At 33.0% G+C, this 14,662-nt stretch carries 12 protein-coding genes; 11 read left to right on the top strand and 1 reads right to left on the bottom strand.

The annotated features are described in order from the left end of the window. The first annotated feature begins 20 nt into the window (after positions 1 to 20). From leuB to acs, 6 genes are all read left to right on the top strand, one after another. Positions 21 to 1,136 carry a 3-isopropylmalate dehydrogenase gene (gene leuB, locus RCH18_RS06395; RefSeq protein ID WP_326935918.1) on the top strand — a complete coding sequence of 372 codons (1,116 nt, stop codon included), beginning with the start codon at positions 21 to 23 and terminating at the stop codon, positions 1,134 to 1,136. 89 nt (positions 1,137 to 1,225) lie between these two features. Continuing rightward, positions 1,226 to 2,902 (top strand): dihydroxy-acid dehydratase, encoded by a 1,677-nt coding sequence (gene ilvD / locus RCH18_RS06390; protein WP_326935917.1) that lies wholly within the window; start codon positions 1,226 to 1,228, stop codon positions 2,900 to 2,902. Between the two features lie 152 nt (positions 2,903 to 3,054). After that, positions 3,055 to 4,749: a biosynthetic-type acetolactate synthase large subunit gene (gene ilvB / locus RCH18_RS06385; RefSeq protein ID WP_326935916.1), complete on the top strand. Its 1,695-nt coding sequence runs from the start codon at positions 3,055 to 3,057 to the stop codon at positions 4,747 to 4,749. A gap of 4 nt (positions 4,750 to 4,753) precedes the next feature. Next, positions 4,754 to 5,275: an acetolactate synthase small subunit gene (ilvN, locus tag RCH18_RS06380; RefSeq protein ID WP_326935915.1), complete on the top strand. Its 522-nt coding sequence runs from the start codon at positions 4,754 to 4,756 to the stop codon at positions 5,273 to 5,275. Between the two features lie 85 nt (positions 5,276 to 5,360). Further along, positions 5,361 to 6,830: a ketol-acid reductoisomerase gene (gene ilvC, locus RCH18_RS06375; RefSeq protein ID WP_326935914.1), complete on the top strand. Its 1,470-nt coding sequence runs from the start codon at positions 5,361 to 5,363 to the stop codon at positions 6,828 to 6,830. 314 nt (positions 6,831 to 7,144) lie between these two features. Then, on the top strand, positions 7,145 to 9,052 hold the full coding sequence (gene acs, locus RCH18_RS06370) for an acetate--CoA ligase (RefSeq protein ID WP_326935913.1): 1,908 nt from the start codon (positions 7,145 to 7,147) through the stop codon (positions 9,050 to 9,052). A gap of 9 nt (positions 9,053 to 9,061) precedes the next feature. Here acs and RCH18_RS06365 read toward each other — a convergent pair whose 3' ends face one another. Beyond that, positions 9,062 to 9,784, bottom strand: coding sequence for a hypothetical protein (locus RCH18_RS06365; protein ID WP_326935912.1), 723 nt, complete (start codon positions 9,782 to 9,784; stop codon positions 9,062 to 9,064). A gap of 104 nt (positions 9,785 to 9,888) precedes the next feature. Between RCH18_RS06365 and RCH18_RS06360 the strand changes: the two genes are divergently transcribed. The 5 genes from RCH18_RS06360 to RCH18_RS06340 all read left to right on the top strand — a co-directional run bounded on the left by RCH18_RS06360 (position 9,889) and on the right by RCH18_RS06340 (position 14,651). Continuing rightward, complete coding sequence (locus RCH18_RS06360; RefSeq protein WP_326935911.1) at positions 9,889 to 11,019, top strand: NAD(P)/FAD-dependent oxidoreductase; 1,131 nt, start codon at positions 9,889 to 9,891, stop codon at positions 11,017 to 11,019. Further along, a complete protein-coding gene (locus RCH18_RS06355; RefSeq protein ID WP_326935910.1) occupies positions 11,020 to 11,730 on the top strand; it encodes a methyltransferase domain-containing protein in 711 nt (236 codons plus the stop codon). It abuts the gene before it with no gap. Continuing rightward, positions 11,727 to 12,779: a type III polyketide synthase gene (locus tag RCH18_RS06350; protein WP_326935909.1), complete on the top strand. Its 1,053-nt coding sequence runs from the start codon at positions 11,727 to 11,729 to the stop codon at positions 12,777 to 12,779. The genes RCH18_RS06355 and RCH18_RS06350 overlap by 4 nt, the downstream gene beginning before the upstream one ends. A gap of 78 nt (positions 12,780 to 12,857) precedes the next feature. After that, positions 12,858 to 13,289 carry a 3-hydroxyacyl-ACP dehydratase FabZ family protein gene (locus RCH18_RS06345; RefSeq protein ID WP_326935908.1) on the top strand — a complete coding sequence of 144 codons (432 nt, stop codon included), beginning with the start codon at positions 12,858 to 12,860 and terminating at the stop codon, positions 13,287 to 13,289. Between the two features lie 90 nt (positions 13,290 to 13,379). Beyond that, positions 13,380 to 14,651 carry a beta-ketoacyl-[acyl-carrier-protein] synthase family protein gene (locus RCH18_RS06340; protein WP_326935907.1) on the top strand — a complete coding sequence of 424 codons (1,272 nt, stop codon included), beginning with the start codon at positions 13,380 to 13,382 and terminating at the stop codon, positions 14,649 to 14,651. Positions 14,652 to 14,662: the final 11 nt, after the last annotated feature.

Raw genomic sequence — 14,662 nt, 5'->3', positions numbered from 1 at the left:
AAAAAATAAATGTAAACCAAATGAATTTAAAAATAGCCGCATTATCAGGAGATGGAATAGGTCCTGAAGTCGTTTTGCAAGCAAAAAAGGCACTACATGCTATTGGTGTAGTTTATGATCATGAGTTTGTATTTGAAGACGCACTTATAGGAGCAATTGCAATTGAAAAGACAGGAACACCTTTGCCTGAACAAACTTTAAATCTTTGTTTAAATACTGATGCTGTTTTATTTGGAACTGTTGGTGATGTGTCTAAAGAATCTGCAATGGATCTAAAGTCAAGTCCTGTTCACGGTTTATTACAACTTCGTCAAGCTTTGGGATTATTTGCTAATGTCCGTCCTATTAAACCATATAGTGACTTATTAGATCTTTCTCCTTTAAAAAGAAAAATTATTGAAGATACTGACTTTGTTATTTTTAGAGAAATATCTGGAGGTTCCTATTTTAGCGAAAAAAAAATTAACGAACAAGGAAACATAGCTTCTGATTTATGTCAATATACTGAAGAAGAGATTATCCGAGTTACACACTTGGCTTTTAAAACAGCTCAAAAGCGTAAAAACAAAGTCACTTTAGTGGATAAAGCGAGTATTCTTGAGACTTCTAGATTGTGGAGAAAAGTGGTTAAGGAAATTAGTGCTTCGTATCCAGAGGTAACGGTAGAATTTCTTTTAGTCGATTTTGCAGCCATGCAAATCATCATAAATCCAAAACAGTTCGATGTTATATTAACAGAAAATCTGTTTGGAGACATATTATGTGATGAAGCAAGTGTGATAACTGGTGCTATTGGATTACTGCCTTCAGCTTCAGTAGGTGTCTCAAATGCACTATTCGAACCTATACACGGCATCTTTTCAGAAGCAAAAAAGAAGAACATTGCTAATCCTGTGGCTTCCATTTTATCTGCAGCCATGCTTTTAGAACATTTTGGTCTTTATTTAGAATCAGAGAAAGTGTACGAAGCAGTTCAAAAAGCCATAGAATTAAACGTGGTAACCGCTGATTTAAATCCCTACTCTAAATTTGGAACTAATGAAGTTGGCGATTTTATAGCAAATTATATTTTAAGTAAAGATGATCTCTATTTTAAAAGTGACAACGTATATATAGGTCAATCAACCATTGTATAGAATTAAATAGGAAGTAGTGATCAATTACTATTTTAAAATTATCTACTGACCTAAATTTATTTTAATAAAAAAAGACAAAGCAAATAATAATGGAATTAAATAAATACAGTAAAACAATAACTCAAGATGAAACGCAACCTGCTGCCCAAGCAATGCTTTACGGAATAGGTTTGACTGAGGATGATTTAAAGAAAGCGCAAGTTGGAATTGTAAGTATGGGTTACGAGGGAAATACTTGTAACATGCACTTAAACGATCTTGCAAAAGATGTAAAAATAGGAGTTTGGGAAACTGACTTAGTAGGACTAATTTTTAATACAATCGGTGTCAGCGACGGTATTTCTAATGGAACCGAAGGAATGCGATTCTCTCTAGTTTCACGAGATGTAATTGCTGATTCTATTGAAACCGTTATGGGTGCACAATGGTATGATGCAATGATTGCAATACCTGGTTGTGATAAAAATATGCCAGGCGCTTTAATGGCTATGGGAAGGGTAAATCGACCATCGATTATGGTTTATGGAGGTTCAATCCATTCTGGAACCTGGAAAGGTGAAAGTTTAAATATTGTTTCTTCATTTGAAGCATTGGGCAAAAAATTTCAAAATACAATTTCTGATGAGGATTTTAAAGGAATTATAAAAAATTCGTGTCCAGGTCCTGGTGCTTGTGGCGGAATGTACACGGCTAATACAATGGCATCAGCGATTGAAGCGCTTGGAATGAGTTTGCCGTACAGCTCTTCAAATCCAGCATTGAGTGATGAAAAGAAACAAGAGTGTTTACAAGCGGGAAAGTATATTAGAATTTTACTCGAAAAAGATATAAAACCCAAAGATATCATGACTCGCAAGGGTTTTGAAAATGCAATTACTATTGTTGCAGTACTTGGAGGATCTACTAACGCGGTAATGCACTTAATTGCTATGGCGCATTCTGTTGATATAGAAATCACATTAAAAGATTTTCAAGATATTAGTGATAGAACTCCCATGTTAGCGGATTTAAAACCAAGCGGTAAATATTTAATGGAAAATTTACATAATGTAGGTGGAGTTCCTGCCGTTATGAAATATCTATTAAAAGAAGGATTAATGCACGGCGATTGTATGACGGTGACAGGAAAAACAGTAGCTGAGAATTTAGCTGATCTTCCTGACTTAGATGACGGTCAAGATGTGATTCACGAAATTCAAAAATCATTAAAAACAACAGGAAATATCCAAATTTTATACGGCAATCTTGCTGAAGAAGGTGCAGTTGCAAAAATTAGCGGAAATGAAGGAGAATTTTTTGAAGGCGAAGCCATTGTTTTTGAAAGTGAATTTGATGTAATTCCTGGAATTCAAAACGGACTTGTAAAACCTGGAAATGTAGTTGTCATTAGATATGTTGGGCCAAAAGGAGGTCCTGGCATGCCTGAAATGCTGAAACCTACATCAGCCATAATGGGTGCTGGACTTGGAGGCTCAGTAGCATTAATCACTGATGGAAGATTTTCTGGTGGATCACACGGTTTTGTAGTAGGTCACATCACTCCAGAAGCTTTTGATGGTGGCGGAATTGCACTAGTTCAAAATGGAGATTTAATTACAATTGACGCTATTAAAAATACAATTAATTTAAAAATTTCTGATGAAGAATTTGCTACGCGAAAAGCATGTTGGGTACAACCAGCTTTAAAAGTCACAAAAGGAGTTTTATTAAAATATGCTAGAGCAGTTTCAAGTGCATCAACAGGATGTGTAACAGATGGAAATTAGCAGTTAGCTAATGACTTTTAGCTTTTAGCATAAGTCAAATTCGATAATAAATTTATTGGATTTGAAAAAAAATAATAAATTTTATTTTGGCAATAGCTAAATTATTATTAAAATGCCAAAAGCGAATCGCCATTGGCAAAAAGCAAAAAAAAATGGAAAACAATAAAATATCAGGCGCTGAAGCCGTTATAAGATGTCTCTTAGAAGAAGGCGTGGATTTAATTTATGGTTATCCTGGCGGAGCAATTATGCCCGTTTATGATGAGCTATATAAATTTAAAGATCAATTAAATCATGTGTTAGTTCGTCATGAACAAGGCGCTACACATGCTGCTCAAGGTTACGCACGAGCTACCGGAAAAGTGGGAGTGGCCATTGCAACATCAGGTCCTGGAGCAACTAATTTAGTTACCGGTATTGCCGATGCGCAAATCGATTCAACTCCTATGGTATGCATAACGGGACAAGTGGGCAAACATTTATTAGGATCGGATGCTTTTCAAGAAACGGATATCATTGGGATTTCTACTCCAGTGACAAAGTGGAATTACCAAATTACAGAGGCTTCTGAAATTCCAGCGATAATGGCGAAAGCTTTTTATATAGCAAAGTCAGGTCGTCCTGGTCCAGTTTTGATTGATATTACTAAAAATGCTCAATTCGATGAAATTGAATTTAGTTACAAAAAATGTACAAGTATCAGAAGTTATAATCCAAAACCGACTCTAAACTTAGAAAAAGTAAAAGAAGCAGCGCAATTAATAAATAATGCTAAAAAGCCCTATATAATTTATGGACAAGGTGTTATTTTAAGTCAAGCTGAAAAGGAGTTAATAGCATTAGTAGAAAAGTCGGGAATTCCAGCAGCATGGACTATTCTTGGACTTTCAGCTATGCCCACCGCACATCCTTTAAATGTAGGAATGCTAGGAATGCATGGCAATTATGGTCCAAATGTGTTGACAAATGAGTGCGATGTCCTAATTGCGCTTGGTATGCGCTTTGATGATCGGGTTACAGGAAATTTAGCCTCTTATGCTAAACAAGCTAAAGTAATCCATTTTGAAATTGATCCAGCTGAAATTGATAAAAACGTTAAAACAACCGTGGCAGTATTAGCAGATTTGAAAGAGTCTTTAACCGCTTTAATTCCGCTTATCGAAAATAAAACGCATGAATCTTGGCACAATGAATTTAAAGAAAAATATAAAATAGAATTAGAATCAGTTATTAATGATGAGTTGCAACCTAAGAAAGAAGGAATTTCTATGGGAGAAACAATTGAAATGATAAATAAACATTCTAAAGGAGATGCTATTATGGTATCAGATGTAGGGCAACACCAAATGTTTGCTTGTCGCTATGCCAAATTTAATACGACAAAAAGTAATGTAACATCAGGTGGTTTAGGAACCATGGGATTTGCTTTACCAGCGGCCATTGGTGCTAAAATGGGTATGCCTGATAGGGAAGTAGTGGCAATTATTGGCGATGGTGGTTTTCAAATGACCATCCAAGAACTAGGAACCATTTTTCAAACTAAGGTTCCTGTAAAAATTGTAGTACTTAACAATGAATTTCTAGGAATGGTGCGTCAGTGGCAACAATTATTTTTTGATAAACGATACGCGTCTACTGAAATGACAAACCCTAATTTTATTGCAATTGCCGAAGGATATTATATCAAAGCAAAAAAAGTTACTAAAAGAGAAGATCTTGATGGTGCCGTAGCAGAAATGATGGCTTCAAAAGAATCCTATTTCTTAGAAGTTATGGTAGAAAAAGAAAATAACGTATTCCCTATGATTCCTACAGGAGCATCAGTTTCAGACATTCGATTAAGTTAATATTATGGAAAATAAAACATTCACCATTTCTGTTTATTCAGAAAACAATGTGGGTTTATTGAATAGAATATCTGGAATATTCTTAAAACGCCACATCAATATTTTAAGTTTAAATGTATCTGAGTCGGAGATCGATAATGTTTCGCGATTTATAATTGTAGTTAATACTACAGAAAAATGGGTTCAAAACATTGTGGGTCAAATTGAAAAACAAATTGAGGTAATCAAAACCTATTACCATGTTGACGAGGAAACAATTTTCTTGGAAAATGCACTTTTCAAAATTCAATCTAGTTTACTTTTTGACGAGAGAGAAATTCAAAATATTATAAAAGAAAGTCATTCTGTTATTGTTACCGTAGCAAGAGACTTCTTTGTAATATCCATATCAGGTCAAAGAGCCGATATAGAATCATTATATAAAAAATTAAAACCTTATGGAATTATGCAGTTTGTTCGTTCAGGTCGAATTTCTGTTTCTAAAGCAAAAATGGATATATCAACTTTATTAGAAACTTTACAATAAAAAATTTAAAGTCTCTCAAAATAATATTACAAGTAGCAACAACACACCACTAAAATTTAAGTACAAAAAAAATAAAAAAATTAAAATGGCAAATTATTTCAATTCATTACCTTTAAGATTACAACTCGAACAATTAGGCGTTTGCGAATTCATGGATCAATCTGAATTTGTTAATGGGATAAAGGCACTTGAAGGTAAAAAAGTAGTAATTGTAGGCTGTGGAGCTCAAGGATTAAACCAAGGATTAAACATGAGAGATTCTGGTTTAGATATTTCTTATGCTTTACGAGCCGAAGCAATCTCTGAAAAAAGAACATCTTTTACAAATGCATTTGATAACGGTTTTGAAGTGGGAACGTATGAAGAATTAATTCCCATTGCAGATCTAGTTTGTAACTTAACACCTGACAAACAGCATACTGCGGTGGTTACTGCAATCATGCCTTTAATGAAGCAAGGAGCTACTTTAGCTTATTCTCATGGCTTTAATATTGTTGAAGAAGGCATGGAAATACGTAAAGATATTACCGTAATTATGTGTGCTCCAAAATGTCCAGGATCTGAAGTTCGGGAGGAATATAAAAGAGGTTTTGGTGTTCCAACATTAATTGCTGTACATCCAGAAAATGATCCTAATGGAGAAGGTTTTGAGCAAGCTAAAGCGTACGCGGTTGCAACAGGTGGTCACAAAGCTGGAGTTTTAAACTCATCATTTGTTGCTGAAGTAAAATCAGATCTTATGGGAGAGCAAACTATTCTTTGTGGAATGTTACAAACTGGTTCCATCTTATGTTTTGAAAAAATGGTTGAAGAGGGAATTGAGCCAAGCTATGCCTCTAAATTGATTCAATACGGTTGGGAAACGATAACAGAAGCGTTAAAACATGGTGGAATCACCAATATGATGGATCGCTTATCTAATCCTGCTAAAATTGAAGCCTATAGACTTGCAGAGGAACTAAAAGACATAATGCGTCCATTATTTCAAAAACACATGGATGACATTATTTCCGGTGAATTTTCAACGAACATGATGATTGATTGGGCTAATGATGATATCAATTTATTGACTTGGAGAGCTGCTACTGCCGAAACTAGTTTTGAGAAAACAGCAGCAACAACAGTAACTATTGCTGAGCAAGAATATTTTGATAATGGTGTATTAATGATTGCAATGGTAAAGGCAGGAGTTGAATTAGCTTTTGAAACTATGACTCAAACGGGTATTATCGAGGAATCTGCTTACTATGAATCACTTCATGAATTGCCTTTAATTGCTAATACAGTTGCTAGAAAAAAATTATATGAAATGAACAGAATTATTTCTGACACAGCCGAATATGGTTGTTATTTATTTGATCATGCTTGTAAACCATTATTGACTGATTTTATGAAAACGGTGGATACTAATGTCATCGGAAAACCTTTTTCTACCACAAATTCGGTTGATAATATAGTATTAATTGCAGTTAACAAAAGCATTCGTCAGCATCCTATAGAGGAAGTAGGGGAGTGGTTAAGAGAATCAATGACTGCTATGAAAAAAATTGCATAAAATTAAATTATAACGAAATATTACGTTAGAAATTAGCGCTATTAAATTTATAAATACTGTAAATAGTTTAAAACGTATCACGTTTTTATTAGTGTAGTCTATTCAAATTACAGTTGTGAATTTCATTTGTATTCTATAAAAATTAACGGGAATGGGTAACTTCTTCTCGTTTTTTTATGGAATGCATTTTTTAATTTTTTTAAAAGGGTAGAATAAATTTCAAACGATATTTAGATATTTAATTTTTGTTTGATTAAAAATTTAAATAGTTTTACCAATAACGATAGATTTAATACATTTATAAAAAAATAAATATGAGCTACTACAAAATTGACAATTTAGAACAGTATTTTAAACATTACAATAAATCAGTTCGTGAACCTAGAAAATTTTGGGGTAAAATAGCACAAGAGAATTTCACTTGGTATCAGCAATGGGATAAAGTTGTTGAATTTGATATGATTGAAGCTGATATTAAATGGTTTACTGAGGCAAAAGTAAATATTGTCAAAAATTGCATCGATCGACATTTGGCTAAGAGAGGTGAAAAAACAGCTATAATTTTTGAGCCGAACGATCCTTCTGAACAATCCTTGCATATCACTTATAATGAGTTACACGAAAAAGTTTGTAAAATGGCTAACATTTTGCGAGATCAAGGAATTAAAAAAGGCGATCGCGTTTGCATTTATTTACCTATGATTCCTGAGCTTGCTATTGCGACATTAGCTTGCGCTCGAATTGGTGCTATCCATTCGGTAGTATTTGCAGGATTTTCGGCCTCGGCGGTTGCCAGCCGTATTAATGATAGCGAATGCAAAATGGTTATCACTTCTGATGGAGGTTACCGTGGAAATAAGACTATTGATTTAAAAAGTATTGTCGACGAAGCATTAGATAAATGCACTTGTGTTGAAAATGTATTAGTTGTAAAAAGAATAAATTCTGAAATTTATATGAAGGAAGGTCGTGACCAGTGGTTACAGCCTCTTTTAGACGCAGCTTCAGATAATAATGTTGCTGAAATAATGGATGCTGAAGATCCTTTATTTATACTTTATACGTCAGGTTCTACTGGAAAACCTAAGGGAATGGTCCATACCACTGCTGGTTATATGGTTTACACTGCTTATACTTTTAAAAATGTGTTTAGTTACGAGGAAAATGACATTTTCTGGTGTACCGCTGATATCGGTTGGATTACCGGGCATTCTTATATTCTTTATGGTCCATTATTAAACGGAGCTACAACCGTTATTTTTGAAGGTGTTCCTTCTTATCCTGATTTTAGTCGCTTTTGGGAAATAATTGAAAAGCATAAAGTAACTCAATTTTACACAGCACCTACAGCCATTCGCGCTTTAGCTAAAGAAAATATAGAATACGTTCAAAAACATCCTTTATCTTCCTTAAAAGTTATTGGTTCAGTTGGTGAACCTATTAATGAGGAAGCTTGGCACTGGTATAATGATCATGTTGGTGGAAAAAGATGTCCATTAGTTGACACATGGTGGCAAACAGAAACAGGAGGAATATTAATTTCACCATTAGCTTTTGTAACGCCTACAAAACCTACGTATGCTTCTTTGCCACTTCCAGGTATTCAAGCCGTACTTATGGATGAAAAGCGCAATGAGATTGAAGCAAATCAAACTATAGGTAGTCTTTGCATTAAATTTCCATGGCCAGGAATTGCACGTACTATTTGGGGTGATCATCAGCGATATAAAGACACTTACTTTTCTACTTTTCCTGGCAAATACTTTACAGGAGACGGAGCTTTAAGAGATGAAGTGGGTTATTATAGAATCACAGGTCGAGTGGATGATGTTGTAATTGTATCAGGGCATAATCTAGGTACTGCTCCTATAGAAGATTCTATCAATGAACATCCTGCTGTTGCAGAAAGTGCTATAGTAGGATTTCCACATGATATAAAAGGGAATGCGTTATATGGTTTTGTTACATTAAAAGAAACAGGTGAATATCGTGTAAGAGAAAATTTAATTAAGGAAATCAATCAATTGATTTCAGATCACATTGGACCGATAGCCAAATTAGATAAAATTCAATTTGTATCTAGTCTACCAAAAACACGATCTGGTAAAATTATGAGAAGAATATTGCGTAAAATTGCCGAAGGTGACTTTGATAGTTTTGGTGATACTTCAACATTAATAAATCCTGAGATTATTGATGAAATTAAAGATAATAAAGTATAGTACTAATTTTTAAGGTTGAGAATCTTTCACGAGATTTTCAACCTTTTTAGTATTATGTATAGTAAAAAGATAGATCAAATAAAAAGCAGTAAAATGCAATGTTCTATCTAAAGTGTTTAAAAATATATTTGGAATAAAGTAAGCTCCTACGGCAGAAAAGACATCATTAAAAATTAAGGCAAAAGCACCAAAAAAATAAAAGTACGCTTTCCTGTTCCCAAACTTCGATAAGTATAAGACAGCTGTTGATCCAAGAACAATAGTTATAAGTGCGTTAAAGACTATAATAATATTGATATAATTATCAGTTATAGCAGAAGATATCAGATATACTATTCCTAGTAGAAAAATACAGTTAATAATTAAAATGAAAAGTGAATATCCACTTGGAATAGCTTGTAGCTTATCAATCTTAATACTTTTATATCCTAAAATTACCAATGTTAAGTAAGCAAAAAATGATGATATTAAAGAAATTCTATAAAAATGTAAGGAGTTTTCCCAAAATAAAAGCGTTACTTCGTTGATATAAAAGAACATTACAAATAGGATATAATTTAGTGTGATCTTGTCTAAATTATTCTTGAGCACATAAATCATGAAAGTAGGAATGATTAAAGGCTTAACATAAATAACGTGTTTAGGATCAAAGAAGACACCTGCGCAAAAATAAAGAACCAATAGCAATATTGGTAATAGTAAAATTAGCTTGTTTTTTTTGAATATTTTCATAGTAAAAACAAAGCTAATGCTTTATAATTCTTTCACAAAAATTTAATAAAAAATATATATAAATTTGAAAGTCATTGTTAAACTTAATTATTAAATTTACCCAAATGACAAAAAATTCTATAATTATCGTGGGTGGAGGTTTAGCGGGATTAACTGCCGCTATACATTTATCAAAATTGGGATTAAAAGTCATTTTAATTGAGAAAAACGAGTATCCAAAACATAAAGTTTGCGGTGAATATATTTCTAACGAAGTATTGCCATATTTATCCTCTCTAGATTTAAATATTGCTGATCTACAACCCACAGCAATTACTGAATTAGAATTCTCCACTGTTTCGGGAAGTGTTATTGAAAGCACTTTGCCACTTGGCGGTTTTGGTATTAGTCGTTATATTCTTGACGAATATTTATACAATAAAGCAATTTTTAATGGCTGCATTATAATAAAAGATACAGTTGAGTCTATAGTTTTTGAAAACGATTTATTTACCGTGACCACTTCTGAGAACATTATTTTCGAATCAGCTACAGTTATTGGCGCTTTTGGAAAAAGATCTAACATTGATCAAAAACTATCGCGTAATTTTATTCAAAAACAATCCCCTTGGTTAGCAGTCAAAGCGCATTATGCTGGAGATTTTCCACAGGATTTAGTTGGATTGCACAATTTTGAGGGTGGCTACTGCGGCGTTTCTAAAGTGGAAAAGAATAGTATCAATATATGCTATCTAGCCGATTATAAGACTTTTAAAAAATATAAAAATATTGATGATTATCAAGAAAATATCGTTTTTAAAAATCCACATTTAAAATCTGTTTTTCTAAATTCTAAAATGCTGTTTCAAAAGCCATTAACTATTAGCCAAGTATCTTTTGAAAAAAAACAAGCTGTAGAAAATCATATTTTAATGATTGGAGACACTGCTGGACTCATTCATCCTTTATGTGGAAATGGAATGGCAATGGCTATTCACAGTGCTAAAATTGTATCAGAATTAGTAATTCAGTTTTATAATAATGAAATTAAATCAAGAAATGATTTAGAAAAGAAGTATATTGAGCAATGGAATTATAATTTTAAAGATCGTTTAAAAATGGGTCGTTTGTTATCAGATATTTTACAAAAACCTTTACTTTCGGCTTTTTTAATGCGTATATTAATTGCATTTCCTTCCATGTTACCTTTGATAATAAAAAGAACACATGGAAAACCTATAACTCTCAATTTATAAATGGCATTGAATACTAAATATAGAACAGACGATCCTGAAATAATGGACGATTTTGATATGGAAGGCGAAATCCTTCGAGATGCTTTAGACAAAATTGCAAAGATTAATCAGCTTTTAGGAGGAAATAAATTAACACTGCAAGGTGTCAAAGATTTACTTCCATCGTCTTATTCAGGAGAAGAAATTAGAATTGTAGATGTAGGCTGTGGCAACGGTGATATGCTGCGCGCTTTAGCAGATTATGCTTCAGAAAATAATTTTAATTTTAAATTGATAGGAATAGATGCTAATAATTTCACAATATCACACGCTAAAGAACTTTCGCTAAAATATGGTAATATTAGTTATTTATGTCAAGATATTTTTAGTGAGTCATTTCAAGAATTAAAATACGAGATCGTTTTGTGTACTTTGACATTGCATCATTTTAAGGATGATCAAATCAATCATTTATTAAAAGTTTTTTATAACAATGCAGCTATTGGAATTGTTATCAATGATTTACAAAGAAGTGCCCTTGCATACCGATTGTTTCAAGGATTATGTTTTGTATTTCAATTAAATGATATGTCACGTCAAGACGGATTGACCTCTATTCTAAGAGGTTTTAAAAAGCAAGAATTAATTAATTTCTCTAAAAGAATAAATAATAATTATAAAATTCATTGGAAATGGGCTTTTAGATACCAATGGATAATTTCGAAAATATGAGTGTAAAAATTAAAACAGTAGCGAAACAGTTACCGAAATATTCAAGAGCGACGGAAGAAATCATTCCTTTTTTAGATGCATGGTTAGCAGGGCAAGACGAGAGATTTATTAGAAAAGTAAAGAAAATTTTCGAAGGTGCTGCAGTAGATAAACGCTATTCTATAATGGATCCAATTGAGGTTTTTACCAAAACTTCTTTTGAAGAAAGAAATGATATTTATGTTCGTGAAGTAATCGATTTAGGAGAGCAAGTATTACAGAAAGCGCTAAATAAAGCTAACTGGAATCCAATAGATTTAGACTACATTATTACAGTAAGCTGCACTGGAATTATGATTCCTTCACTGGATGCCTATTTAATTAATAAGCTGCAATTGCGTCAAGATATCGTAAGACTTCCTGTAACTGAAATGGGATGTGCTGCTGGAATTTCGGGTATTATTTATGCTAAAAACTTTTTGCAAGCCAATCCTGGCAAACGTGCTGCTGTAATTGCAGTTGAAAGTCCTACAGCTACGTTTCAATTAGATGATTTCTCAATGGCAAATATTGTTAGTGCAGCCATTTTTGGTGATGGTGCAGCTTGTGTATTACTTTCATCTCATGATGACGATGAAGGACCTGAGATACTGGCCGAAGAAATGTATCATTTTTACGATAACATCCACATGATGGGTTTCAAATTAACAAATTCGGGTTTGCAAATGGTTCTTGATATCGAAGTTCCTGAGACGATATCCTCTCATTTTCCTGACATAATTCATCCTTTTTTAGGCAGAAACAATTTGAAAATTGAAGATATTGATCATTTAATTTTTCATCCTGGCGGTAAAAAAATTGTTCAAACTGTAGAAAATCTATTTTCTGAATTAGGGAAAAATATTTTTGATACTAAGGAAGTTTTAAGATTATATGGAAATATGTCAAGCGCCACGGTTTTATATGTATTGGAAAGAATCATGGATGATCAACCAAAAAAAGGAAGCAAAGGACTGATGTTGAGCTTTGGACCTGGATTTTCGGCGCAAAGGGTTTTATTACAATTTTAGAATTTTTATTTTAAATCTAATAGAAGAAATTGTCTTACTTGTATTTAGCAAAAATTTAAAAAATAAAATAGCGTATTAATGACCTCTACAGAAATTATTTTCAAATTACCGTATTCAAAACCCTTTTTGTTTGTTGATGAAATCACTTATATAGATGAGAATGGAGTAGAAGGTAATTATACATTTAATGAGAATCTTGATTTTTATAAAGGACATTTTAAAGATAATCCAATGACTCCTGGAGTAATTTTGACAGAGACGATGGCGCAAATTGGTGTAGTGTGTTTAGGGATTTATTTATTAAATGATCCATTTAATAAAAGCGCTTTAATAGCGCTAACCTCTAATGAAATAGAATTTTTAAAGCCTGTTTTTCCAAATGAAAAAGTAACAGTCTTTTCCGAGAAAATATATTTTAGATTTGGAAAATTAAAATGTAAAGTTTTTATGAAAAATGAAATTGGGGAAACTGTTTGTAGTGGAACAATTGCAGGAATGATTCGACAATGAAAATAATAAATAACTAGTTGACGATTATCTATTAATAAAATCTAATATTTACAAAATGTAACTATAATTGAGATCTTTTAAAAACGCATTATGAATAGAAGAGTTGTCATAACAGGTCTTGGGATAGTCGCTCCAAATGGAATTAGTTTAGACTCATTTACTCATGCAATTAAAAATGGAATATCAGGCATTAAGCACGATACTGAACTTCAAAGATTAAAATTTTCTTGTCAAATTTCGGGTAAACCAGATGTTTCACAAGAATTATCCTTACAGTATTTTACAGAATTAGAGTTTCGGAATTTTAATTCCTCTGGAATTTTGTATGGGGTAATTGCTGGAATGAATGCTTGGAAAGATGCTGGTTTAAAGATTGAACATAACGACAATCCTGATTGGGAAAGCGGAACCATTTTTGGAACAGGAACCTCAGGAATAGATAAGTTTCGCGAAAGTATATATAAAATAGATAATTTTCAAACACGGAGATTGGGAAGTACAGCTGTAGCACAAACTATGAATAGTGGTGTGAGTGCTTATCTAGGTGGTAAATTAGGATTGGGAAATCAAGTGACCACGAATTCATCAGCGTGTACAACAGGAACTGAGAGTATATTGATGGCTTACGACAGAATAAAGTCTGGACAAGCCAAACGAATCTTGGCTGGAAGTACTAGCGATTCTGGTCCCTATATTTGGGGCGGATTTGATGCGATGCGAGTTTGTACTTTTAAGCATAATGATTCGCCAGAAGCAGGTTCAAGACCAATGAGCGTAACGGCATCCGGATTTGTCCCTGGAAGTGGAGCGGGAGCATTATTAATTGAAGATTTAGAAACTGCTTTGGCTCGTGGTGCTAGAATATATGCTGAAATTTTAGGAGGAAATGTAAATTCTGGTGGTCAACGCGGCCTTGGAACAATGACTGCACCAAATCCTATAGCTGTTCAGAAGTGTATAACTGCCGCTGTTGCAAATGCTGGAATCAAGGCAAGTGAGATCGATATAATTAATGGACATTTAACAGCCACATCAAAAGATAGCTTGGAAATTCAAAATTGGAGTGAAGCATTAGGATTAGAAGGAGCAGATTTTCCTTATATAAATTCGCTCAAATCTATGGTCGGACATTGTCTATCAGGAGCGGGAAGTATTGAAAGCGTTGCCTCAATATTACAATTACATCATGGATTTATTTTTCCAAATATTAATTGTGAAGACATACATCCAGAAATTAGTGCTATTATTGATGAGTCAAGAATTCCAAGACATTTAATTAATAAAGATATTCAAATTTTAGCAAAAGCTAGTTTTGGATTTGGTGATGTGAATGGTTGTGTGATTTTTAAAAAATACAATTAATAATACAAAAA

The organism is Flavobacterium sp. PL11 (genome assembly GCF_035985025.1).
Lineage (GTDB): Bacteria > Bacteroidota > Bacteroidia > Flavobacteriales > Flavobacteriaceae > Flavobacterium.
The sequence above is the reverse complement of the archived record's forward strand: the minus strand, read 5'-3'. Positions and strand labels throughout refer to the sequence as shown.